The 24,221-nt window shown below is 64.5% G+C and carries 23 protein-coding genes; 5 read left to right on the forward strand and 18 right to left on the reverse strand.

Translation table 11 applies throughout. From position 1 onward, the window contains the following. Positions 1–67 precede the first annotated feature (67 nt). On the forward strand, positions 68–1,027 hold the full coding sequence (locus JQ603_RS06680) for a LysR family transcriptional regulator (RefSeq protein WP_212337557.1): 960 nt from the start codon (positions 68–70) through the stop codon (positions 1,025–1,027). Positions 1,028–1,124: 97 nt separating this feature from the next. Here JQ603_RS06680 and JQ603_RS06685 read toward each other — a convergent pair whose 3' ends face one another. The 5 genes from JQ603_RS06685 to JQ603_RS06705 all read right to left on the reverse strand — a co-directional run bounded on the left by JQ603_RS06685 (position 1,125) and on the right by JQ603_RS06705 (position 6,570). After that, positions 1,125–1,790, reverse strand: a complete 666-nt coding sequence (locus tag JQ603_RS06685; protein WP_212337559.1) for a TadE/TadG family type IV pilus assembly protein — start codon at positions 1,788–1,790, stop codon at positions 1,125–1,127. Then, positions 1,790–2,350 (reverse strand): TadE/TadG family type IV pilus assembly protein, encoded by a 561-nt coding sequence (locus JQ603_RS06690; RefSeq protein ID WP_212337561.1) that lies wholly within the window; start codon positions 2,348–2,350, stop codon positions 1,790–1,792. Before JQ603_RS06690 ends, JQ603_RS06685 begins: the two co-directional genes overlap by 1 nt. A gap of 11 nt (positions 2,351–2,361) precedes the next feature. Then, complete coding sequence (locus tag JQ603_RS06695) at positions 2,362–3,789, reverse strand: TadE/TadG family type IV pilus assembly protein (RefSeq protein ID WP_212337563.1); 1,428 nt, start codon at positions 3,787–3,789, stop codon at positions 2,362–2,364. 317 nt (positions 3,790–4,106) lie between these two features. Next, positions 4,107–5,666, reverse strand: a complete 1,560-nt coding sequence (locus tag JQ603_RS06700; RefSeq protein WP_212337565.1) for an acyl-CoA carboxylase subunit beta — start codon at positions 5,664–5,666, stop codon at positions 4,107–4,109. Next, the gene (locus JQ603_RS06705) at positions 5,596–6,570 is read right to left on the reverse strand and encodes an IclR family transcriptional regulator (protein WP_212337567.1); all 975 of its coding nucleotides are present in this window, start codon (positions 6,568–6,570) and stop codon (positions 5,596–5,598) included. The genes JQ603_RS06700 and JQ603_RS06705 overlap by 71 nt, the downstream gene beginning before the upstream one ends. A gap of 96 nt (positions 6,571–6,666) precedes the next feature. On the opposite strand from JQ603_RS06705, the gene JQ603_RS06710 reads away from it, so the two are divergent. The 4 genes from JQ603_RS06710 (at position 6,667) to glsA (ending at position 12,324) form a co-directional block, all read left to right on the forward strand. Further along, positions 6,667–6,888: an acetyl-CoA carboxylase biotin carboxyl carrier protein subunit gene (locus JQ603_RS06710; protein WP_194387824.1), complete on the forward strand. Its 222-nt coding sequence runs from the start codon at positions 6,667–6,669 to the stop codon at positions 6,886–6,888. Between the two features lie 167 nt (positions 6,889–7,055). Continuing rightward, on the forward strand, positions 7,056–8,219 hold the full coding sequence (locus JQ603_RS06715; protein ID WP_212337569.1) for a TAXI family TRAP transporter solute-binding subunit: 1,164 nt from the start codon (positions 7,056–7,058) through the stop codon (positions 8,217–8,219). Positions 8,220–8,262: 43 nt separating this feature from the next. Next, positions 8,263–10,461, forward strand: a complete 2,199-nt coding sequence (locus JQ603_RS06720) for a TRAP transporter permease (protein ID WP_245003392.1) — start codon at positions 8,263–8,265, stop codon at positions 10,459–10,461. A gap of 21 nt (positions 10,462–10,482) precedes the next feature. Next, positions 10,483–12,324, forward strand: a complete 1,842-nt coding sequence (gene glsA / locus JQ603_RS06725; RefSeq protein ID WP_212337571.1) for a glutaminase A — start codon at positions 10,483–10,485, stop codon at positions 12,322–12,324. 5 nt (positions 12,325–12,329) lie between these two features. Here glsA and JQ603_RS06730 read toward each other — a convergent pair whose 3' ends face one another. The 13 genes from JQ603_RS06730 to JQ603_RS06790 all read right to left on the reverse strand — a co-directional run bounded on the left by JQ603_RS06730 (position 12,330) and on the right by JQ603_RS06790 (position 24,173). After that, positions 12,330–12,632 carry a nucleoside triphosphate pyrophosphohydrolase family protein gene (locus JQ603_RS06730; protein WP_211403189.1) on the reverse strand — a complete coding sequence of 101 codons (303 nt, stop codon included), beginning with the start codon at positions 12,630–12,632 and terminating at the stop codon, positions 12,330–12,332. Positions 12,633–12,658: 26 nt separating this feature from the next. Beyond that, positions 12,659–13,186, reverse strand: a complete 528-nt coding sequence (locus tag JQ603_RS06735) for a carboxymuconolactone decarboxylase family protein (protein WP_212337572.1) — start codon at positions 13,184–13,186, stop codon at positions 12,659–12,661. A 485-nt stretch (positions 13,187–13,671) separates the two neighbouring features. Continuing rightward, a complete protein-coding gene (locus tag JQ603_RS06740) occupies positions 13,672–14,031 on the reverse strand; it encodes a Zn-ribbon domain-containing OB-fold protein (RefSeq protein ID WP_212337574.1) in 360 nt (119 codons plus the stop codon). Next, positions 14,028–15,164, reverse strand: a complete 1,137-nt coding sequence (locus JQ603_RS06745; protein ID WP_212337576.1) for a thiolase family protein — start codon at positions 15,162–15,164, stop codon at positions 14,028–14,030. The genes JQ603_RS06740 and JQ603_RS06745 overlap by 4 nt, the downstream gene beginning before the upstream one ends. Positions 15,165–15,313: 149 nt before the next feature. Continuing rightward, positions 15,314–16,513 (reverse strand): CaiB/BaiF CoA transferase family protein, encoded by a 1,200-nt coding sequence (locus JQ603_RS06750; protein WP_212337578.1) that lies wholly within the window; start codon positions 16,511–16,513, stop codon positions 15,314–15,316. Between the two features lie 127 nt (positions 16,514–16,640). Next, entirely contained in the window at positions 16,641–16,847 is a 207-nt protein-coding gene (locus tag JQ603_RS06755) for a hypothetical protein (protein WP_212337580.1), read from the reverse strand. A gap of 123 nt (positions 16,848–16,970) precedes the next feature. Further along, on the reverse strand, positions 16,971–18,140 hold the full coding sequence (locus JQ603_RS06760) for an acetyl-CoA acetyltransferase (protein WP_212337582.1): 1,170 nt from the start codon (positions 18,138–18,140) through the stop codon (positions 16,971–16,973). Between the two features lie 60 nt (positions 18,141–18,200). Beyond that, positions 18,201–18,851, reverse strand: coding sequence for a bifunctional 4-hydroxy-2-oxoglutarate aldolase/2-dehydro-3-deoxy-phosphogluconate aldolase (gene eda / locus JQ603_RS06765; RefSeq protein WP_212337584.1), 651 nt, complete (start codon positions 18,849–18,851; stop codon positions 18,201–18,203). Between the two features lie 26 nt (positions 18,852–18,877). Then, on the reverse strand, positions 18,878–19,834 hold the full coding sequence (locus tag JQ603_RS06770) for a sugar kinase (RefSeq protein WP_212337585.1): 957 nt from the start codon (positions 19,832–19,834) through the stop codon (positions 18,878–18,880). Between the two features lie 29 nt (positions 19,835–19,863). Continuing rightward, positions 19,864–20,850 carry a D-erythronate dehydrogenase gene (gene denD, locus JQ603_RS06775; protein ID WP_212337587.1) on the reverse strand — a complete coding sequence of 329 codons (987 nt, stop codon included), beginning with the start codon at positions 20,848–20,850 and terminating at the stop codon, positions 19,864–19,866. Positions 20,851–20,916: 66 nt separating this feature from the next. After that, positions 20,917–21,762 carry a carbohydrate ABC transporter permease gene (locus tag JQ603_RS06780; RefSeq protein WP_433996631.1) on the reverse strand — a complete coding sequence of 282 codons (846 nt, stop codon included), beginning with the start codon at positions 21,760–21,762 and terminating at the stop codon, positions 20,917–20,919. Between the two features lie 73 nt (positions 21,763–21,835). Then, positions 21,836–22,753 (reverse strand): carbohydrate ABC transporter permease, encoded by a 918-nt coding sequence (locus JQ603_RS06785; protein WP_433996632.1) that lies wholly within the window; start codon positions 22,751–22,753, stop codon positions 21,836–21,838. A 100-nt stretch (positions 22,754–22,853) separates the two neighbouring features. After that, complete coding sequence (locus JQ603_RS06790) at positions 22,854–24,173, reverse strand: ABC transporter substrate-binding protein (protein WP_212337593.1); 1,320 nt, start codon at positions 24,171–24,173, stop codon at positions 22,854–22,856. Positions 24,174–24,221: the final 48 nt, after the last annotated feature.

Genomic DNA, 24,221 nt, shown 5'->3' on the forward strand with positions numbered 1-24,221 from the left:
ATCTGACAAATATAATATGACGATCGACGTGATCTGATTATTAGATCGATCGATGGGGAGAAGTGCCATGGCGCTCGGATTGCGGCAGATCAGATATTTCATCGCGATCGCCGACGCCGGCGTGCTGTCGCGGGCCGCCGAGACCCTCAACATCGCGCAGTCCGCGCTCAGCCATCACGTTGCGGCGCTCGAAGCCGATCTCGGCGTGAAGCTTTTGGAACGGCGGCCACGCGGCATCGCGCTGACCGCGGCGGGACGCCGGCTCTACGAACATGGCAGCGCGGTGCTCGCGAGCCTGGGCAAGGCCGAGGAGGACGTGCGGAGCTATAACGAGGCGGCGACGGGACCGGTGAGCCTCGGCCTCAGCCACACCGCGATCGCGATGGTCGCGCTCGATCTGATGAAGGCGGTCCGCAAGCATTCCCCCTGCGTGCACCTGACCATCATCGAAGCGCTGTCACCGGCGCTGATCGAGCGCGTCCTCTCGGGCACGGTCGACCTCGCGCTGGCGTACAATCCGCCGCGGGATGCCCGGCTGGATGTGGAGTGGCTGCACGAGGAAGATCTCTTCCTCGTCGGGCATTCGAGCCTGATCGGCCGGTCCTCCGGTCCGATCCCCTTCTCCGCCATTCCGCAGAAGAGCGTGCTCGGGCTGACGCCGCTGCCGGCCTCCCGCGCCATCATCCAGACGCAGGTCCTGCGCAACCAGATCGTCCCGAGCCCAACGCTCGAGGTCGATTCCCTGTCGGCGCTGCGCATGGCGCTCGAAGCCGGCCTCGGATGCGCAATCCTGTCCCGCGCCACGGTGCTTGCAGACATCGCAGCGGAGAAATATCACGCCCGCCGCATCGTCGATCCGCCGCTGTCGCGTTCGCTTGCGCTGGTTGCTCTCACAGACCGGCCGCAAACCAAGGCCTTCCTCGAGGTCCGCAACACCGTAGCGGAGGTCGTCCGCGCTGCCGTGAACGAACGACGATGGCCGGCGAAGCGGAGTGAACGGCAACGCAGGCGCTCCGGCCCCTCATGAGGCCAAGGCGCGATGAGATCAATTCTCATCGCACCTTGATTTGTTGTTCGAGGATGATCTTTCCGGAGAACGCTGTGCGCTTTTCCGAATGACGCCCTTAGCAGCTCTTTTGCTGCAGATGCTGGATGCATGTGCAGGTCGTCGACGACGACGAATACTTCACGTCGTAGTACGGAAAGGTCGACACGGCCGGGCTGTTCGTCGAGCAGCGCGGGAACAGGTAATAGCTGTCGCTCAGCTTCACGGTACCGGCGATGGTGTAGCCGAGATTCGTCGTGTAATTATAGGAAACTTCGCTCAGAATGAGCGAGATGTTCGCATTAGTGGGATTCTTCGGGTCAGGTGCGGTGAACGAGGACAACGTCATCGGATCACCCTTCTTTCTCGCCCCCGTCGAACTGGTCGACTCGCTCCATTGGACAGTCGCGTTTCCACTGCTGTCGGTAGAGACTTCGGACACCGTGATCGTAATGAGCGAGACGCCGCTACCATCCTTGACGGGATAAGGCGCCATGATTGCCTGCGCCGAGCCGAGAATGGCTTGCATGCGGGCCGTGCTGATTGACGTATTCTGCGTGACCATGTCGACGACACTGTGCGCGGTGGCGCTGACCTTGACGTTCATCGCCAGCCCGTTCCCGAGCTCGACGCCGCCGATGTAGAGCACCAGCATGAACGGCGCCACGATGGCGAACTCCGTCGCTGCAACAGCGCGGACATCGGCTAGCAAGCGCCGAGCGCGAGACGACAAGGCGGCGATCATCAGGAGGCTCCTGGCTCGTTCTGGAACGCGGCCGACGACGTCAGCAGCCGGTTGCCGGTCGAAAGGTTCGAGAGGTTGAAACCGAGCGGCCCGAGCGTGACGGGCCATACGTACATCACCCGGAGAACGACGATGTCGCCGGCATCTCCCGGATTGTATTGCCAGGTGTTCGTGACGGCTCCCGAACTGTCGAAGGTCAAGGTCGGCATGCCCGTGTTGGCGGCAGACCACGAATTGGCCACCTGCAGGTCAACCATCAGACCACTGCAGGTGAACAGGATCGAGATCTGATCGCAGACCTTCTGCTTGAAGGCGGCCTGGGTCATCTGCGAAGACTGCACCTGCCCGGTCATCACCAGGCGCGCGGATTGACGCGTGATGTTCTCGAGCAGCTGTTGGGCAAAGAAGACGAGGAACGTCTGAATGAGGGCGATGATGAGGGCGAGGAACGGCGCGGCCACGAGCGCGAATTCGACGGCCGTGGCCCCCCTGCTGTCCCGCGCGAAAGCAGCGCAGCGATTGCGGCGTCTCTTCGTTGTTGCAACACCCGGCCTCGTCATGGCGCTTTTCCCTACTGCACGAGGCTGGCCGTGCTGGACGCGACCTTGATGAACAGGTTGGTCAGCGCCGCGGAAATGTCGCCACCTGTCTGCACACTCGCATACAGGCCAGGCGATGCGCACGATTGCAGCCGTTGTGCGATCGTGCCGGAGGACGAGGATGGATTGTTGAATTGCGCGATGCGGCTGTTGTACCAGCTGTCGGTCGTCAGTTGCAGATACTCGGTGTAGAGGACCGCGATGCGAATGCCGCGGTTCTTGATCGTTGTGCAGATCGTCGTGTCGAGCGGCTGCTGGCAGCGCACGGTGGTGCTGCTGCCCGTCGGAAGCGGATAGGTCGCATTGGCATCGCAGGTGCCCGGCTTCGGCATCAGCTTGTCTTCGACGCCGTCGGTGACGAGGAAGACCACCTCCTGCGGCGTGTCGCCCGACTGGTTGGTGCCGGTGCCCGGCGCCGGCATCACGGCGTTGACGCCCGTGAGCCCGCCCGAGATATCCGTGCCGTAGTCGGTGCTGTAGACGCAATTGCCCGAGCTGTTGGTGATGATGCAGTTCTGGTGGTCGACCGTCATCAGCTGGATGTTGGAGATCTTCGTGCCGGCGCTGGTCGGGGTGGTCAGCGTCTGGATCGTGTTCAGGCCGTAGTCGAAGGTATAGATGGCGGCGTTGTAGGTCGTGTTGTTGAGTGCAGCCATGCACTGCATGACGCCGCCCGACACACCCGATTGCGGGCACGTCCAGGGTCCGACCATCAATTGCGTGACGGCATTCTGCACGAGGTCGATGCGCAGCGTGATGTTGTTCGCGCGGGCGATATAGAGATTGTCCTTGGTCGAGGACGATGCGCCGCTGTCTTTTTGCGGATTTGTCTCGTGACAGGCGAACGCGCAGTTCTTCGACCCCGAAGGCTGGTTCTTCGTGGCTGTGATCATGTTGTTGATGTCGGTTTGGGTCGCGGCGATCGCCATCGACGGCGAGTCGTCCAGCAGCAGGTAGAAATTCATGTTGGGCGCGCTCGAGGCCTTCGCCGTCGAGGAGCCGCCGATCTGCCAGGTCTGCCGGCCGAGAACGCCGGGGAAATTGTTCACGGACTGCGCGGTGTAGGACACCGTGATGGTCCGCGCCAGGCCGGAATCGGTGACGGTGACCGTCGGCGTCGGAACGGACGACAGGCCCGGGAGGTTCGCCTTGGCGGCGAATACGGCTTGCGCGGTCGCCTTGACCACGGCGCTATCGGTCTGCGTCAGCATCGCCGGCCTGACGGCGGCGATTGCGGCGGCGTCGGCGGCCGCGTTCAATTGCTCCCGCTTGCGCAATGCCAACGTATAGTCGAGCGCCATGCCCAGCAGAAAGATGGTCGGAACCATCATCAGGGCGAAGATGATGGCGACGTTGGCCTTCCGGTCTCTCGCGAAACGAAGCATTGCGCGGCGGAGCATTGCCCTTAACCCTGATTGCCGTCGTTGCGGCAGCGACACATCCGAAACTGGTGATCGGGCGGATTGAGGGGTTTTCAGCCCATTCCTCGCCTCATCACGGGCGGAATATGAGGATGGGCTTCTTAATCAACGCTTACGGGCAATCCATAAACATGGACTGCAACAAATTGAGATGTGTCTTATTGAGAAGGCATCATTAACGCCAATTAAACAGGTTCCCGGAGATTGCAGCGATGGGGTGCCGGGAGGCGCGCGGCGGGCGGCGCCCCGACCGGCAGTATCGCCGAGGTCGAAGCCGCCGCCGCGTCAATCCGCCCTCACGGCCTGATCGTCATGTTCTCCGGCGGCCCTTCTTTCCGCAGCGGCTCGGCCAGCCGCGCGAACTCGCACAGCAGCGACCGCGTCTTCCTGGGATCGATGATCTCCTCGACCCAGAATTTTTCGGCCGAGCGGAACGGCGAGCGCAGCTTGTTCAACCGCTCCTCGATCTCCTTGAGCTTGCCCGGCTTGTCCTCGGCCGCATCGATGTCGGCGCGGTAGGCGGCCTCGATGCCGCCTTCGAGCGGCAGCGAGCCCCAATAGGCTGACGGCCAGGCGTAGCGGATCGAGAAGCGATCGGCCGGCTGATGCACGACGCCGGCAACGCCGAAGGCGTTGCGCAGGATCACGGTGCACCAGGGCACGGTGGTCTGGTTGACCGCGGCCATGGCGCGGACGCCGTGACGGATGGTGGCGGCCTTCTCGGCATCGAGGCCGATCATGAAGCCGGGGCAGTCCATGAGATAGACGACCGGCAGATGGAAGGTCTCGGCGAAGTCGACCCAGCGCACCACCTTCTGGCAGGCGTCCGCCGTCCAGGAGCCGCCATAGTGAAAGCTGTCACTGGCGAGCACCATCACCGCCCGGCCCTCGAGCCGCGCGAGGCCTACGATGATCGGCTTGCCGAAATTCTTGGCGACCTCGAAGAACGAGCCCTTGTCGACGACCGACTCGATGATCGGCCGCATCTTGTAGACCTGCTTGCGGTTGCGCGGCACCGCGTTCATCAGCGCCTCGTCGCCGCGCTCGGGATTGTCGGTGCAGGGCAAGGTCGGCGGCAGCTCGTAGACCGACGACGGCAGATAAGAGAGGAAGCGGCGCGCGCAGGCGAAGGCCTCCTCCTCGGTGTCGACGGCATGATCGACCGCACCGGCGCGGGTCTGGATATCGGCGCCGCCGAGCTCCTCCTTCGAGAGGTCCTGGCCCAGCGCCTTCACCACCGGCGGGCCCGCGACGAACATCGCGGACTTCCGGGTCATGATGGAATAGTGGCTGGCGGCGAGACGCGCCGCACCTAAGCCCGCAACCGAGCCGAGGCCGAGCGCGACCACCGGCACGCGCGACAGGTTCTCGGTCGTGAAGCGATACCAGCGCGTGCCGCCGATGCCGCCCGGCAGGTTGGCCGCGCCCTTGGTCTCGATGGTCTTGACCGAGCCGCCGCCGCCGGATCCCTCGATGATGCGGACGATGGGCAGACGGAAGTCGTGCGCCATCTCCTCCGCCATCAGCGGCTTGGCCGAGATCGATGCATCGGCCGAGCCGCCGCGCACGGTGAAATCGTCGCCGACCACGACGACGGTGCGGCCGTCGACGCGAGCGCGGCCGAACACGCAGTTCGCCGGCGTCAGTTTCTTCAGATCGCCGCTGGAATCGTACTCACCGATGCCGGAGACGGCACCGATCTCGTGGAAGCTGCCTTTGTCGATCAGCTTGTCGATACGCTCCCGAACAGTCAGCCGGCCCTGGTCATGCTGTCGCTTGACCTTGTCAACGCCGCCCATCTCCCGCGCGAAGGCTTCGCGCCGGGCGAGCTCGTCGAGTTCCGGCTTCCAGTTCATTCACTCCCTCCGAATTGATCGGCTTGTTATTGTTGTGCACGGCCATCGCGACCGGTTTACGCGAGATACGATTGTTGAAGACGTCGCCTTCCGCGCCCTCCATCAGGCTGCCGAGCGAACGGCCGAGCGCGAGCATCAGCGGCGCGACCTCGTCATGCAGACGCTGCTCGTCATACATCGCCGAGAGAAGACCGATCGTGATGACGACGAAGGTCTGGTACTGCGGCGACCAGATCGGCATCGCGAGGCCGTTGATGTGCGGGCTCCACAGGCCGCAGGCCACGACATAGCCGCGCTCGCGCAGCGACTGCCGGTTGGCCTCGATGCGAGGCTTGAGGATCTTCGCAGCCTCGGGCGCCTCGCGCTCCATCTCCGCGATGAAGGCATCGCCGACTTCCGGCGCCAGCGCCGCGGTATAGGCCGCGCCTGCCGCGGTCGAGGCCATCGAGATGCGGCTGCCGGTGCCCTCGTGCAGGCCGAGCGCAGAGGCCGAGCGCGCGAACTGGAGATAGACGAGATGGAAGCGGTCGGGCACGACGAAGCCCACCGTGCCCGGCAGCTGCTCGGCGACTTCCTGGAGCCGCTGGCGGATCATGCTGCGCAGCTGCGCGCCCTTCATCATCGAGGCGCTCATCGCCACCGCGCTCGGGCCGATGCGATACTTTTGGTCACGCGGCAGGTAAACCAGTTGCCCCATGCGCGTCAGCGTGTGCGTGAGCCGCGACACTGTCGAGCGCGGCAGGCCGCAGCGGTTTGAAATCTCGAGATTGCCGAGCCTTGCCTCGTGGCCCTCGAAGCATCGCAACACATCGAACGCGCGCGACACCACCTGGATGACATCACCCTCACCGGCTTCGCCAGCGAGCGCACCTTGCCTACTCAACCGCTCCGAACGTCGTCCCATGTTCCCTACCGTTGTGTTCCGCTCTGCGGAATTAAATTCCACTTGCAGACGAAGCTACCTCAGGCATTTTGCGACGACAACAAAAAGGCGATTGGCATGCCAGAAATAAAGATCGTCACTGAAATCGCGGGGCGCATTTGCGCAACTCCCGTGCAGGTTGGAGGAACCGTTGCGGATGGTGACGACGTTGTGGTCGTCGAAGCGATGAAGATGGAGATCCCGGTGCCTTCGCCTGCCAGCGGCACGATCACATCGCTTCTGGTGAAGCTCGACGATGTCGTTGCCGAGGGACAGGCGATCGCGATCGTCGCGAACTGACTGCGTCATCCCTGGTTTCCGCGACAATCTGTCAGTCGCATTCCAGCATGCGCGGTACGGCGTTGCCATTGCCTGATGCGGATGACATGATCCGATTCAAATAAAAATCTGTTTCAAACAAAGAATGAAAGTCCTCGCGGCAAACGCGAGGATCATTGGAGGGAAACATGCTTCGTGGGCTGCTCGTGCTCGCGCCTGCCTTGGTGGCGGGCATTTCTTTTGCGTCTACACGCTATGCATTCGCCGAAGACGTCAAGCTGCCGGCGACATTGACGTTCACCGCCTATGACACCGGCACCGCCGGTTTCAACATCGCGGTCGGCGTCGGCAAGATGATGAAGGACAAATACAGCACCGACGTGCGCGTGCTGCCCGCGGGCAACGACGTCGCCCGCCTCGCGCCGCTGCGCGCCAAACGCGCGGCCTCCGCCGCGATGGGATCGGGTACCTATTTCGCGCAGGAAGGCGTGTTCGAGTTCGGCTCGAAGGAATGGGGGCCGCAGCCGCTCCAGATCCTGCTCTCGACGGTCGACTGCAATTGCGGTTCGCTTGCCGTCGCAGCCGACACTGGCGTGAAAGAACTGAAAGACCTGAAAGGCAAGCGCGTCGGCTTCGTGGTCGGCTCGCCCGCGCTGAACCAGAATTCGCTCGCCGTGCTCGCCTTCGCCGGCCTGACGCAGAAGGACGTCAAGGCCGTCGAGTTCGCCAGCTATGGCGCGATGTGGAAAGGGCTGATCAACAACGACGTCGATGCCGCCTTCGGCACCACCATCACCGGCCCCGCCAAGGAAGCCGAGACCTCGCCGCGCGGCCTGATCTGGCCGCCGTTGCCGGCCAAGGACAAGGAAGGCTGGGCGCGGATGCAGAAGGTCGGCTCGTTCTTCTTCCCGCAGGTCGCGACCTGCGGCGCCGGCATCTCGCCGGAGAAGCCGGTCGAGCTCGGCAACTACCCCTACCCGATCTTCGTCGCCTACGCCTCGCAGCCCGCCGACCAGGTCTACGCCATCACCAAGGCGATGATCGTGAACTACGATGCCTACAAGGACTCCGCGCCCGGCGCCGGCGGCCTTGCCGCCGATCGCCAGACCAAGAACTGGGTGGTGCCGGTGCATCCGGGCTCCGTGAAGGCGCTCAAGGAAGCCGGCCAATGGAGCGATGCGCAGGACGCGCACAACAACAAGCTGTTCAAGCGCCAGGAGGTGTTAGCTGTCGCCTGGACCGAGTACGGCAAGTCCAATCCACCGTCGGACGAAAAAGCCTTCCTCGACGGCTGGATGACGGCGCGCGCCGCGGCACTGGCCAAGGCCGACATGCCGAACGGGTTTGACTGATCGTTAGACTTGCCTGCCGCAGATCGTTTTGAGGAGAGCGCCGATGTCAGAGACTGCGGCAGCGCCGGCGAAGAAGATTGAGTCTAGGGATCCGCATCTCGGCGCCGCCGCTGACTTGCAGGAGGCCGAGGTCACGCGCGTCCGTACCTTGAAGGGCGCGTGGCGCTGGGTATTGATGGTTGCCACGGCGGCCACCATCCTCCTCTGCGTCAACCAGCAATTCTCGCTGCGGTTCTTCATCGACTACACCCAGCTCAACACCGAATATTTCTACCTGCTGATCGCCTTGATGCTGCCGTTCACCTTCCTGATCTTCCCGGGATCGGAGAAGGCGCCGCTCGACCGCATCCCCTGGTACGACCTTCTGCTGTTCGCGGCGACCTTCGGCTCGGCGATCTGGCTGATGCTCAATATTCGCAAGGCGGCGCAGCTCGGCTGGGAGTTCGACGGCGCGCCCACCAACGTGATCGCCGCCGGGCTCGTGATGTGGTTCGTGCTGATGGAAGCATTGCGCCGCACCGGCGGCTGGAGCCTCTTGCTCAGCGTGCTGCCCTTCACGCTCTATCCGCTGTTCGCGGATTCGAGCTGGCTCGGGCCGTTCCGCGGCACGCAATCGACGCTGCAGCAGACCACCTCCTATCACATGCTCTCCGGCGAGAGCCTGCTCGGGATTCCCATCCAGGCCTTTGCCGACACCGTGATCGGCTTCCTGGTGTTCGGCACCGCACTGATGATGACGGGTGCGGGAAAGTTCTTCATCAACATCGCCTTTGCGATGTGCGGCACCTTCCGCGGTGGCGCGGCAAAGGTCTGCGTGTTCGCCTCCGGCCTGCTCGGCACCGTCGGCGGCAGCATCGTCTCCAACGTGCTGACCGCCGGCACGATGACGATCCCCGCAATGAAGAAGACCGGCTTCACGCCGTCCTATTCCGGCGCGATCGAGGCCTGCGCCTCGACCGGCGCGGTGCTGGCACCACCGGTGCTGGGAGCCACGGCTTTCGTCATGGCACAGTTCATGAACACGGGCTATGCCGACGTTGCGCTCGCCGCGACCATTCCCTCGATCCTCTATTACGTCGGCCTGTTCGCGCAGGTCGACGCCTATGCCGCCCGCCACAAGCTGAAAGGCCTGCCGCGCGCCGAGCTGCCGCGGTTCTGGGATGCTTTCAAGGACGGCTGGTACTATCTGTTCGTGATCGTCGTGCTCGTGGTGATGCTGCTCTACTTCAAGCGCGAGAGTCACGCGCCGTTCTATGCCTCCGTGCTGCTGGTGATCCTGCACCAATGGTCGGGTCCGGCGCGCTGGAAGCTCGGCAACACCCTGGTGCTGGCGGCCTCGATCGCGGCAACGGCGGCAATGTTCTGGTTCGGCGTGCTCAACGCCGCGCTGTGGGGCATGTGCCTCCTGGCGGCGCTGAACGAATTCTTCCCGGGCAAGAACTGGGGCGGCGCGCGCTGGCTGCAATTCCTCGAGCTCAACGGCAAGACGTTCGTCGAGCTGATCGCGATCCTCGCAGGCTGCGGCCTGTTGATCGGCGCCTTCTCGCTCACCGGCGTGATCTCGAGCCTCGCCAACGATCTGCTCAGCATCGCGGGCGGCGATGCATTCCTGCTGCTGATCATGTGCGCGATCACCAGCCTGATCCTCGGGCTCGGGCTGACCACGACCTCCTGCTACATCTTTCTCGCCATTCTGGTCGCGCCCGCGCTGGAGAAGCTCGGGCTCAACAAGATGGCGGTGCACATGTTCATCTTCTACTGGGGCATGCTGTCCTCGATCACCCCGCCGGTGGCAATCGCCTCCTTCGCGGCGGCCGGTATCGCCGGCGCGCCCGCGATGAAGACGGGCTGGGAGAGCATGTGGGTCGGCAGCATCATCTACTTCATCCCGTTCTTCTTCGTGCTCAATCCGGCGCTGCTGCTCCAGGGTCCCAATCCGTATCTGGAGGCGTTCGGGCTCACGGGGCTTGCCTGTTTCGGCATCCTCTTCATCTGCGGCGGCATCCAGGGCTACCAGTCCTTCGTCGGCGACTTGCGCGGCGCGGGGATGCTGGAATGGCCGATCCGCGTGCTGCTGGTGATCGGCGGCTTCGTGGTCGCCACGCCCGGCGGCGGCATCATGCCGCTGTCCCAGATGCAGGTGACGCTGCTCGGCCTTGCCATCCTCGCGCCCACGGTTTTGATCGCCCTGCTGCTGGTCCGGCGGCAAACGCCGATGCCGAACGGGTTGCGCACACCCTGATTGCGTTGCACAAGAGAGGCGATGACATCGCCTCTCGCCTCCGCCTGGACCCGCTCGAACCCGCCTTTGCTGCGGTTTCTGAATACGTGCCTCAACGAATTCTCGGCCGAAACGTCCGGCCATGTGGCCGACTACATCCCCGAACTCGGCAAGGCCGACCCTGCCTATTTTGGCATCAGCCTCGCGACGCTGGACGGCCACGTCTATGAAGTGGGCGACAGCCGGGTGCCCTTCACCATCCAGTCGATGTCAAAGCCGTTCGTGTTCGCGCTGGCGCTGGACCTCCTGGGCGCGGCGAAGGTCGAGAGTGCGATCGGCGTCGAGCCCTCGGGCGATCCCTTCAACTCGATCCGGCTCAATTCCGACAACCATCCGTTCAACCCGATGGTCAATGCCGGCGCGATCGCCTGCACCGGGCTGATCTACGACAGCAAGGGCGCGGAGGCTTTTGAGCAGATCCGGCTTGCCCTCAGCCGCTTCGCCGGCCGCGACCTCGGCGTGGACGAGGCTGTCTACAGCTCCGAGAGCCAGACCGGCGACCGTAATCGCGCGATCGGCTATCTGCTCAAGACCAATGCGGTGATCTCGGACAACGTCGCCGGCGTGCTCGACGTCTATTTCCGGCAATGCGCGGTGCTGGTCACCGCACGCGACATTGCGGTGATGGCGGCAACGCTCGCCAATCGCGGCGTCAACCCTGTTACCGGCGAGCAGGTGCTGACGCCCTATGCGATCTCGCGCACGCTGTCGGTGATGACGTCGTCGGGCATGTACGACTATGCCGGCGAATGGATCTACCGGATCGGCATCCCCGCCAAGAGCGGCGTCGGCGGCGGCATTCTGGCCGCGCTGCCCGCGCGTCTCGGCCTCGGCAGCTATTCGCCAAAACTCGACAAGCACGGCAACAGCGTGCGCGGCATCAAGGTCTGCGAGGCGCTGTCCTCGCACTACGACCTGCACATGCTCAACCGCAGCGACGACGCGCGCAACGCCGTCATCGCCGATTACGACATCGGCAAGAGTCCGTCCCGCCGCGTGCGCCGGCCGCAGGAGCGCGAGATCCTCGCCGCGCATGAGCAGGAGGTGCGGATCATCGAGCTGGTCGGCACGCTGTCGTTGTCGGCGGTCGACTACGTCTCGCGCCGGCTCGCCGGGCGGCCGCGGCCGCAATTCGTGATCTTCGACCTCCATCGCGTGACCTCGACCACGCGCGCCGGTGCGCGGCTCGTCGCTGAAGTCTTCGAGGAGCTCGCCGCACTCAATGTCACCGTGGTCCTGTCCGGTGTCCGGCGCGCCTCGAAGGAATGGAACAGCTTGCGCGAATGGACGGCGGAGCTGAAGAACGTCCGCGACTTCTACCTGCTCGACACCGCGATCGAATGGGCCGAAGACCAGATCGTCTACCGCTATGGCGGCTCGATCGACTTTCATGAGACCACCGAGCTCGCCGAACAGCCGCTGCTGGCAGGGCTGAGCGAGCAAGAGCTGACCGATCTCGCCTCGCTCTGCACCATCGGGACCTATCAGTCCGGCGCAAAAATCCTCACCACCGGCGATCCCGCCGACGCGCTGTACTTCCTGCGCAGCGGCGCCGTGCACGTCACGCTGCCCGACGGCGTGAGGTTGGCAACGCTCACCGCCGGCATGGCGTTCGGCGAGATGGCGCTGCTGGAGCCGACCCGCTCGGCCGACGTCTTCGCCGACATGGCGGCGACGGCGTTCGAAGCGCCGCTGAAGGAGTTCGAGCGCTTCCGCGAGCAGCACCCGCGCGCCAGCGAGTGCATCATGCGCAACCTCGCCCGGCTGCTGGCCGACCGCCTGATCGTCGCCAATGCCAAGGTGGATATTCTGACGTCGACGTGAGCCGCCTAGCGGCTCGCCGCCTCGCTGATCCGCCGCTTGATCTTGGCGGCGCTGGCCTTCAGCAATTCGGACGGCTGTTGGCCGGTCGCGGCGCACAGGCAGGCCCAGTAGTAGATGACATCGCCGAGCTCTTCGACGAGACCCGCCTTGTCGAGCCAGTCGTCGCGCAGCAGCTTCTTGATGTGCTCGGCGACCTCGCCGGATTCACCGGCGAGGCCGAGCCCGAGATAGGACAGGCGCTCGTTCGAGGGATGCTCATCAACTTTCGCGATGGTGGCGGCCCAGGCCGCGTATTCGTCGATCGTCATGAGCATCCCTCTCCGCGGATTTTGGATCAGCCCACCACTTCGGTGACGGGCTGGAGATCGATCTCGAACGTCTCCAAGAACTTTGACGTCATGATGTAGAAGCCGACCGAGAGCTGGAGCTCGACCAGCGCGGCCGGCGTCAGCTTCGATGCGATCGCCTTGAACGTCGCATCCGTCGGCTTGTTCAGTTTCACGATCTCGTCGGTGAGGGCGAGCGCTGCGCGCTGCACCTCGTTGAAGCAGGTCGCGGCCTGCCAGTTCTCGAGCGCCTCGTTCTGCTCGTCGGTGACGCCGACATTCTTGCCGATGCGCTTGTGCGCGACGATCTCATACGGTGCCTCGCACAGGATACCGGTGCGCGTGATCGCAAGCTCGCGCACGACCGGATCGAGCTCGCCCTTGTGCCTGATCGCGCCGCCAAGACGGCAGTACTGCTCAAAGTAGCTCGGCGAGTGCGCCATCATCCGGAAGATGTTGGCGTGGCGGTTCTTGTCGAGGATTTCGCGGGTACGGTCGGATGCCTTGGACGGGTCGCTGTACTGAATGCGGGCCATGATTTTCCTGAAGTTTTCCCAGATCTTTTGATGCTTTTTGTCGCCATCGGCGAGAGTTCCCTGAAACTGTAATTGCGAGCGGACGCAGGAGCAACATTATCGAGTCAAAATGCCGCCGCATTGCTGATCGACCCTGACACAGTCGATATTCGCCGCGTGGGGACAAATCGCGGCGGATACTCGCAAGGGGTGTTCCGAGTAAAAAACGATTGGCCGTCGTGCGCGCTTACCGCGCAACGATGAGTCACGCCCAAGTCTAGGGAGAAAAAGGCATGAAGGAAGCCACCAAGGGGGCGGCCTCGGGAGCGCTCGCGCACATGCTGGCGGTGACGGCGATGCTCGTCATCGCCAGCATATTGTTCTACGGGCGTTGAGTTAAGCGTTCTGAGTGTTTTCGTCGTTCCGGGGTGGCTCTCGCACAGGCCAGGCCCAGAATACCCGTTCCAGGTTCGGTCCCTCAGACCGCCCCCGAATGACGGATCCTACTATTTGATCTTGGCAAAGTACGGCACGAGCTTTCCGGCGAACGGCTTGAAGCTCGCGACAACCGAATCGCCGATGGCGAGTCCATTGTCACCATGCGCCATCATGCGAAAACCCTCGGCGCAATCGACCAGCAGGATGTTATAGGGCACGTGCGCGCGTGTCTCGGGCGTTGCGGCGCGGCAGACCAGCGAGGTTGCGTACACCCTGCCCTTGCCGCTGGCGCGCGCTTCGTGCGGCTCCGATGCGCCGCAGGCCGCGCAGAAGGCGCGGTGGAAATACTGGACATGGCCGCAGGAGCTGCAGGTCTGGTAGGTGATCGCCTGCTCGCCCTCGGTCCAGCCCGCTAGACGTTCAATCATCGCACCCGCTCCAGAAACATGCTGACATGGGACGACAGCACGCCGCCATCGCCGTGCAGCAGCGCGATCGAGGCGTCGCGCACCTGGCGATTCGCCGCTCGCCCCGTCATCTGCAAATGCGCCTCGACCAGATGCGCCATGGCGCCGCCGACGCCGCAATGGCCGTAGCTGAGCAGGCCGCCATGGGTGTTCAGCGGCATCGCGCCGTCACGGCCGAAATGACCGGCGCGGACGCGCGCAGCCGCCTCGCCGCGGCCGGCCAGGCCGAGGTCTTCCAGCAGCATGGCCAGCGTGATCGTGAAACTGTCGTAGATCGCGGCGTAGCGCACGTCGGAAATCGCAAGACCTGCAGCCTGCTTGGCGCGCGCGATGGAGATCTCGGCGCCGAGCTCGCTGAGCGCGGGCGCGGCGGTGACGTGCTGATGCGTATGCGCCTGGGCGCAGCCGCGGATGCGGACGCCCGTCTCCCCGGTTCGCTCGCGGCTGATGACGAAGGCGGCGCCGCCATCGGACACCGGGCAGCAGTCGAGCAGTTTTAAGGGCATCGCCACCGGCTTCGAAGCCATGACGTCGACGACCGTGATGGGATCGTGGAATTGCGCACCGGGATGCGTGCAGGCATGGCTGCGCATCAGCACCGCGAACTCGGCGAGGTCTTCTTCGCTCACCCCGTATTCGTGCATGTACCTGCTGGCAACGAGGCCGTAATAGGCCGGGATGGTCGGGCCCAGCGGCACCTCGTAGTCGGGATGGCCGACCTGCGCCAGCGCCTGGATCGAGGCGTCGCGGCTCTGTCCGGTGAGGCGGTTCTCGCCGGCAACGACAAGCACGTTACGCGCGACACCGGCGTCCACGAGATGATGCGCGAGCATCGTCATCGCCAGCCCCGTGGCGCCGCCGACCTGCACGGCATGGGCGTAGGACGGGCGAATGCCAAAATGCTCGGCGAACACGGTGGCGAGCATGATGTGCGGGGAGACGGTGGAGTAGCCGCAAAGGATGCCGTCGACCTCGGCGCGCTTCAGCCCGGCGTCGTCGAGCGCAGCCTGCGCGGCCTTGCTCATCAGGTCGAGCGAGGATGAGCCCTCGTGCTTGCCGAAAGGCGTGAGGCCGACGCCGGTGATGAAGCTCATGCTCTCTCCTCCTCGTCATTCCGGGGCGCGACGAAGTCGCGAGCCCGGAATCCATCGCGCGGCATCACTGGAGGATGAATGGATTCCGGGCTCGCGCCCAAGTGGGCGCGCCCCGGAATGACGGATGAAAGAGTCATCGCCATTCCCCCTTACTCCGGCGCCGAACGCGTGACGCCATCGCGAACCATGGCCGCGATCTCATCCTGGGAGTAGCCGATCTCGCCCAAGATCTCCGCGCCGTGCTCGTTGAGCCGCGGCGCCAGGCGCACCGGCTCGGCCTCGGTCTCGGACCATGTCGCCGTCACCTTCATGCTGCGGATCGGACCTTCGGTCGGATGGGTGACCACCGGGAAGAAGCCGGTCGCCTCCAGATGCTCGTCGTGCAGGATCGAGGCGAGGTCATGCATCGGCATGACCGGCACGTCCGCCCTGGTGAGCAGCTCGATCCACTCCGCGGTCGTGCGTGTTTCAAAAATGCGCGCGAGCTCGGCATAGACGACGTCGATATTGGCGGCGCGGCCGGCGAAGGTTGCGAATTTGGGATCGGCCCGCAGATCGTCGCGCCCCGTCGCCTTGAAGAAATTCTCCCACTGCTTGTCGTTGTAGACGATGACGCTGAGATAGCCGTCCGAGGTCTTGTAGGGCCTGCGATCGCGCGAGAGATGGCGGGCATAGCCGCCCTTGTCGAGTGGCGGCTCGTAAGTCAGCCCGCCCATGTGGTCGCCCATGACGAAGCCGGCCATGGTCTCGAACATCGGGATGTCCAGACGTTGGCCGCGGCCGGTGCGGTCGCGGTGCACGAGGCTGGCGCAGATCGCGCCGACCGCGGTGAGGCCGACGATGCGATCGACCAGCGCGTTCGGCACATAGCGCGGCACGCCATCGCCGGTCTGCGCCATCAGCGCCGGCAACGCGGTGGCGCCCTGGATCAGATCGTCATAGGCGGGCTTTGCGGCATAGGGGCCGTCCTGGCCGAAACCGAACACGCCGGCATAGACGAGGCGCGGGTTGATCTCGGAGACGACGTCGTAGCCGAGTTGCAGCCGCGCCATCGCCTGCGGACGGACGTTGTAGACCAGCACGTCGGCGTCTTTGAGAAGCCGCAGCACTGCCTCGCGGCCGGCCGGTTTCTTCAGGTCGAGGCAGATCGAGCGCTTGCTGCGGTTGGTGTTGAGGAACACCGGGCCCATGCCGGCATGTCGCATCGGGCCGATCAGACGGGTGACGTCGCCGTCGAGCGATTCCACCTTGATGATTTCAGCACCGTAATCGCCGAGCATCTGGGTCGCGTAGGGCCCCATCAGCACGGTGGTCATGTCGATGACCTTGATGCCCTTCAGCGGCCCCATCGTTCGCTCCCGATTGCGCGGGCTCTGGAAAGCGGCCCAGCGATTTCGGTCCAGCTAAAGACGGCGACGGCGCGCGCGCAAGGGCGGCCGGGGTATGGCCGCATGCGCCACGCGGCGAGATCGGCCGCTATTTCTTCTGGCGGGATTCGCGGATCTTCAAGAGCCGCTCGAGCTCGTCATTCTGCTGGTTGATGCGGTCGGCGATCCGCGACTCGCTCTGCTCGCCGGAGGCGGCCGCGGCCTGCTCAATGAGCTGGCGGATATTGTCCTCGAGGATCGCGATGCGATCGTTCAGTGCTTCGAGAGAAAGTGAATCTTCGTAGGCATTGCTCATGATGCGCGTCTCGCCAATCAATCAGGAGCCATAGGGTGGGCAAAGCGAAGCGTGCCCACCATGATCTAACGCAAGGAAAAGGTGGGCACGGCGCCAGCGCGCCTTTGCCCGCCCTACGAGAGCTTACTTCAGTGGCTCGAGCACCGAAACGTAATTGGCGACGGCCGCTCCGCCCATGTTGAAGATGCCGCCGAGTTTGGCGTTCTTGAGCTGCATGCCCTCAGGCGCCTGCCCGGCAAGCTGCATCGCGGTCATCACATGCATGGAGACGCCGGTGGCGCCGATCGGGTGGCCCTTGGCCTTCAGGCCGCCGGACGGATTGACCGGCAGTTTGCCGTCCTTGAGGGTCCAGCCCTCCTTGATGGCGCGGGCGCCCTGCCCCCTCGGCGTCAGGCCCATCGCTTCGTACTCGATCAGCTCGGCGACGGTGAAGCAGTCATGGGTCTCGACGAAGGAGAGATCGGACAGGGTCACGCCGGCCTTCTCCAATGCACGCTGCCAGGCAATCGTGCAGCCCTCGAACTGCAGGATGTCGCGCTTGGACATCGGCAGGAAGTCCTGGGCGTGCGCGGTGGCGCGGAAACCGATCGACTTGCTCATGCCCTTGGCGGTCTCGGCGTCCGCCAACACCAGCGCCGCGGCGCCGTCGGAGACCAGCGAGCAGTCGGTGCGCTTCAGGGGGCCGGCCACGTAAGGATTCTTCTCGCTCTCGGCGCGGCAGAAGTCGAAGCCAAAATCCTTGCGCATCTGCGCGAAGGGGTTGGCGACGCCGTTCTTGTGGTTCTTGGCCGCGATCAGCGCCAGCGCATCGGACTGGTCGCCGTATTTCTGGAAATAGGAGCTGGCGATCTTGCCGAACACGCCGGCGAAGCCGCCGACGGTGTCGCCGTCCTCAGGCAGGTAGGAGGCCTTGAGCAGGTTCTTGCCGATCTCCGGGCCCGGGGTACGGGTCATCTGCTCGACGCCGACGACGAGCACGATTTTGGCGGCGCCTGCGGCAATCGCGCGCAGGCCCTGATGCACCGCGGCAGAGCCGGTGGCGCAGGCGTTCTCGACGCGGGTTGCCGGCTTGAAGCGCAGCTTCGGGTCGGCCTGGAGCACCAGCGAGGCGGTAAAATCCTGCGGCGAGAAGCCCGCATTGAAATGGCCGAGCACGATCTCGTCGACATCGGAGGCGGAAATGCCGGCATCGGCCAGCGCCTCATTGGCAACGCGGGTGACGAGGCTTTCGACGGTTTCGGTGTCGAACTTGCCGAACGGCGTATGCGCCCATCCGACGATGCTGGCGGTCATGGTCTCTTCTCCCTGGGGTCTTTCACCTGAGCTAAGTCTTAGCCCAGGGATGGCAAGACTTCACGCAGGTTTAAGGGCCTGGAGGGTGCGCTGGCAGATGGCAGTTATGCCGGCCCAGTTCCCGGCCCTGATCTCCGCCGTCGGGCACAGCCAGGAACCGCCGACCGCGACCACGTTCGGCTCGGCGAGCCAGGTCGCCGCATTGGCCTCGCCGACCCCGCCGGTCGGGCAGAACCGTACGTTCGGGAACGGGCCGCCGAGCGCGCGCAGGCCCTTGATGCCGCCGGCCTGCTCAGCCGGGAAGAACTTTGCGACGTCGAAGCCGTGGGACAGCGCCATCATCAATTCGGAGGCCGTGGCGATGCCCGGCGCGAACGGCAAGGAGCTGTGGGCCGCGGCCTTCAGGAGATCGGGGGTCAGGCCCGGGCTGATGCCGAACGCGACGCCGAGCTTCTCGACACGGGTGAAGTCGGCCGGATTGAGGATCGTGCCGATGCCGACGACCGCATCGGGCACCTCGGCCATGATCGCCCGCGCCGCCTCGATCGCGACGGGGGTGCGCAGGGTCACCTCCAGCGTGCGGACGCCGCCGTCGACCAGCGCGCGCGCCAGCGGCACGGCGTCCTGGATACGCTCGATGGTGAGGACGGGAATGACGGTCGCGGCCTTGAACAGCGCGACGAGGTGGTTCTGTTGGGCGGCGGTGGTCATGGGAGCTCGATTTCGCTTGGTCGCTGTTACTTGGTGGCTTGGCGGGAGGCCGCCGGCCGGTGCCGTTTCTTCGGCGGCATGGCATAGCCCGGAATGATGGCGCCGGGATAGCAGATCACGAGGCTGGCAAGACGATGGCCGGCCTGGGCGGCCTCGACCGGCTCGGCGCCGGCGAGCCGGGCCGCGATATAGGCCGCGGCGAAGCTGTCGCCGGCGGCCGTGGTGTCGACCACGGGTTTTGTCATGGGCTCGGCGCGGACCTCGTGGGTCCCGCCGGGGAAGCGCAAGAGGCTCACCGGCTCGGCCAGCCGGAACACCAGCTCGGGCGTCGGAATGCGCGCCATCAGCTGCTCGTGGCTTTCGCCGGGCCAGAGCGCGAGCAGATCCTCGGTCGAGGTCAGCACGATATCGGCAGCCGCAAACGCCGCGGCAAACACCTCGCGCGCGACGTCGCGATCGGGCCAGCCGCGTGCGCGGAAATTGGTGTCGAACACGAAGCGGGTGCCGAGCAGGCGCGCGCGCTTGATCGCCGCGAACAAGCGCTCGCGGCCAGCCTGATCGTAGATCGAGAGCGTGATCGCGGAGAGATAGACGATGTCGTAGCTCATCAGCGAGTTGAGCAGCTCGTCGGTCTCCGGCAGGCTCATCAGCTGCCGCGCCGCCGCGCTGTCGCGCCAGTGGAAGAACTGGCGCTCACCCTTGGCATCGGTCTGGATCATGTAGAGGCCGGGCAGCTTGCCCGGCAGCCGCACGACGCGCCGCGTGCCGACGCTCTCCGCATTCCAGGCGGCGATCATCTCATCGCTGAGCGCATCGTCGCCGAGCGCGGTGAGATAATCGACCTTGACCTCGAGCCGGGCGAGATACACGGCCGTGTTGAGGGTGTCGCCGCCGAAGCCGCGCGAGTAGAGCCCACCGCCCTGCCCCCCTTGGGCCTGCCGGAGCTCGACCATGCATTCGCCGATGCAAGCAACGCTCGCCATCGTCATATCCACGCTGTTCATCGGTTAGGTCAGGCGACGAAGTTGCCGCCGAGCTCGTCTTCGATGTGAATGCGGATGATATCGTCGAAAGTCTTCTCGGCGGTGGTGAAGCCGAGCTCACGCGACCGCTTTGCGTCGAAATTGCGCGGCCAGCCGCCGACGATGCCGACGATGAAGGGATCGGGCTCGCGCTTGATGCGGGCGGCGACCTTTTCGCCGGCAACCCGCTTCAAGGCTGCGATCTGCTCGCCGACGGTGGCCGACAGGCCCGGCATGGTCAGGTTGCGGCGCGGGCCGACGGTGGCGAGGTCCATGGTGCCGGCGTGGAGCAGGAAGCCGACCGCGGAGCGCGGCGTGGCGTGCCAGTGGCGGACGTCCTCGGAGACCGGGAGCACCGCTTCCTTGCCGGCCAGCGGCTCGCGCAGGATGTTGGAGAAGAAGCCCGATGCCGCCTTGTTGGGCAGGCCGGGCCGGATGCAGATGGTCGGCAGGCGGATGCCGATGCCGTCCAGGAAGCCGCGGCGCGAATAGTCGGCGAGCAGCAGTTCGCCGATCGCCTTCTGGGTGCCGTAGCTGAGCAGCGGGGTGTGGAAGAACTCGTCGCCGATCGCCTCCGGGAACGGCGCACCGAACACCGCGATCGAGGACGTGAAGACCACGCGCGGCTTGTAGCCGCCGCCGACTAGGCGGATGGCGTCGAGCAGCATCCGCGTGCCGTCGAGATTGATGCGGTAGCCCTTGTCGAAATCAAGCTCGGCCTCGCCCGAGACGATCGCGGCGAGATGGAAGATCACGTCGGGGCGGCCGGCGATCAGCTTCTCGGCCGCGCCCGGGACCGCGAAATCGCCCGAGACGGTCTCGACGGCGAAACCGGCCTTCTCCGGCTTCTTCGGCTCGACCACGTCATGCATGGTGAGCTTGGTGATGTCGCTCTTGCCGAGCCGGCCGTCGCGCAGCAGCCGTTCACAGAATTTGCGGCCGACCATGCCGGCGGCGCCGAGAACCAGAATGTGCAAGAGCTCAACTCCTTCTTATTGGCCGGAGCGCGCCGCTCCTGACGCGCCCTCAGGCAAGCCCCGCGATCATTCCTTCACGGCGCCGGTCATCGCCGACACATAATGCTCCACGAAGAAGGCGTAAAGGATGACGAGCGGCAGCGAGCCGGCCAGCGCGCCCGCCATCAGCGAACCCCAGCGGTAGATGTCGCCGTCCACGAACTCGTTGACGATCGCAACCGGCACCGTCTTGTTGCTGGTCGATTGCAGGAACGTCAGGGCGTAGATGAACTCGTTCCAGCACAGGGTGAAGCAGAAGATGAAGGCCGAGATCAGGCCGGGAATGGCGAGCGGCAGCACGATCTTGATCAGGATCTGCCAGCGGCTCGCCCCGTCGATCAGGGCGCATTCCTCGAGCTCGAACGGGATGGTCTTGAAATAGCCCATCAACAGCCAGGTCGAGAACGGGATCAGGATGGTCGGATAGGTCAGGATCAGCGCCAGCGGCGAATCGAACAGGCCGTACTGGAACACGACGGTGGCGAGCGGAATGAACAAGATCGACGGCGGCACCAGATAGGCGAGGAAGATCAGACCGCCGACCAGATGGGCCCCCTTGTAGCGCAACCGCACGATGGCATAGGCGGCCAGCACGCTCGCGACGATCGAAAGCACCGTCGCGCAGACGGCCACGTACATCGTGTTCCAGAGCCAGTGCGGGTAGTAGCTCTCGAACAGCAGCTTGTGGAAGTGCTTGAACGTCGGATTCCAGGTCCAGAACGGATTGTACCTGTCGAGATCGAGCAGCTGCTCGTCGGGCTTCACCGAGGTCAGCGCCATCCAGTAGAACGGGAACAGCAGGATGACGACGATGATTGCGAGCGGCAGATACAGCGTCACGATCCGGCGCGGCACCGACTGCAGATAGCTCATGCCTTCGCTGTGATCGGCCGTAGGCGACGAGCCCGACAGCACATTCTTGAGATCGATGGATCTGGTGGGCAGGTCAGTCATTGCTCTCTCCCTGCTGCCACTTGCGACGCTGCAGGCCGAACCAGGACACCATGATCGCAGCGAGCAGGAACGGAATCATGGCGCTGGAGATCGCGGCCCCCTCGCCCAGCTGGCCGGCGATGATCGCGCGCTGATACGACAGGGTCGCCATCAGATGGGTGGCATTGACCGGGCCGCCGCGGGTCATGGCCCAGATCAGCTGGAAGTCGGTGAAGGTGAACAGCACCGAGAACGTCATGACGACGGCGATGATCGGCGTCAGCAGCGGATAGGTGATGTGCCGGAAATTCTGCCAGCGCGTGGCGCCGTCGAGCGTTGCCGCCTCATAGAGCGACGGCGACACCGTCTGCAGGCCTGCGAGCAGCGTGATCGCCACGAACGGCACGCCGCGCCAGATATTGGCGAAGATCACGCAGATGCGTGCCCAGGTCGTGTCACCAAGGAAGTTGATGTTCTGGTTGATCAGACCGAGGTGCTTCAGCGACCAGGAGATGATGGAGAATTGCGAGTCGAAGATCCACCAGAACGCCAGCGCCGAGAGCACCGTCGGCACGATGAAGGGGATCAGGACCATCGCGCGCAGCATCGCCTTGAACGGCATGTTCTCGTTCAGCAGCAGCGCGAGATAGAGCCCGATCGCAAATTTGAGAGCGCTGGCGACGAAGGTGTACAGGAGCGTGTTGAACACCGACAGCCAGAAGATGGAATCGTCCCACAGCCACTCATAGTTCTCGGTGGCGACGAAGTGCCCGACCCTGCCGATACGGGTGTCCGTGAAGGACAGCCAGATGCCGAGCCCCAGCGGATAGGCCAGGAAGAAGATCAGGAACGCCATGGCCGGCACCATGAACCAGAAGCCGAGCCAGTTGCGATTGTGTTTGAGCTGGTTCCAGGCGCTCGCCTCGCTCATCTGAGGCTTGGCCCGGGGAATTGCGACATCAGCCATGCCCGATATCCCTGATCGAAATGTTGACGAGCAGGCGGCCGGATGGCCGCCCGCCCCGTGACCGTTAGCGATAGATTCGCTTCAGCTGGCGCTCGGCTTCCGACATCGCGCCCTTCGCGTCCTTGGCGCCGGTGCAGTAGTTGGCGAACATGTCGACGACGATGAAGTCGGCGATCGCGGTCGCCGCCTTCTCACCGACGGTGCCAATGCCGGCCGCCGGCAGCGTACGCTTGGAAGCCTGCGAGAACACGGCGTTCTTGGGATCCGCCGTCCAGATCGGCGCCGACTCGTAGGCGTTCAGGGTCTGCGTCAGATAGCCCTGCGCGCCGTCCAGCCACTTCTCGTAGTTCTCCTTCTCCAGCATGAAGGCAACGAAGGCCTTCGCCGCATTCGGATATTTGGTGAAGTTGAAGGCGAGGATCGGCAGCGCGAGCTGCAACTCGGTCGGCTTGCCGACCGGTCCGACCGGCCAGAGCGCGTGATAGGTGTCTTCGGTGAGCTCCTTCTTGGTCGGGTCGGTCTTGGCGGCCACGTAGATCGAGATGCCGTTCGCCGTGCAATAGAGCTCGCCGGCGAGGTACGCCTTGTTGTTGGAAGAGTCGTTCCAGGACGCCGTGCCCGGGATGAAGCTCTCATACAGCGCCTTGCAATACTCCAGCGCCTTCGCCGTCTCCGGCGAATTGATGATGATCTTGTCGTTCTGGTCGACCGTGTAGGCGCCGTGGCCCCAGAGCACCCAGTGCAGCCACGAATTGCCGTCGCCCGAGGCATGGCCGAGGGCGAAGCCGGCCGGCGTGTTGTTCGCCTTCAGGGCCTTGCACATCTCGAGGAAGCCGGGGAAGTCCTTCGGGAATTCCTTGAAGCCGGCCTTGTCGAGCGCCGACTTGCGGTAGGTCATGTAACCGCCGTTGGTCGCGACGGGAATGCCGAGCCAGTCGTCGCCGAGCTTGCAGGTCTTGGCCGCCGCATCGGTCCAGCCGCCATATTTCTTGCCGAGATAATCGGCGACGTCATTCATCTTCAGGACTTTGGTGGGGAAGAGCTGCGGCAGCGTGTGCAGACCCCAGGCAAGATCGAGCCCCGAGCCGGTGTTTGCCGCAACCGAGGCCTTCGGCTGCACGTCCTCGAAGGACTCGCTGAACACGTTCATCTCGGTGCCGGTCGCGGCCTTGAACGCCGCCACCATCTGGTTGAACGCATCGTCTTCCGCCGGCACGAAACGCTTCCACCGCATCACGGTCAGCTTGGCGCCCGGCTCGGCCTTCCAGGGCGCGCTCTGTGCCCAGGCCCTGGCAAAGTCGAACAGCGCCGGCCCGGTCAGCATGCCGGTCGCAGCCAGAGCCGTTCCGCCTTGAAGCAGAGTCCGGCGGGTAAAGTCTTGCATGGTGTCCTCCCTGTGATGCTTTTTGTTGTCTTATGCCTTGTCGTCTTA

This window comes from Bradyrhizobium liaoningense, assembly GCF_018130825.1.
Lineage (GTDB): Bacteria > Pseudomonadota > Alphaproteobacteria > Rhizobiales > Xanthobacteraceae > Bradyrhizobium > Bradyrhizobium liaoningense_B.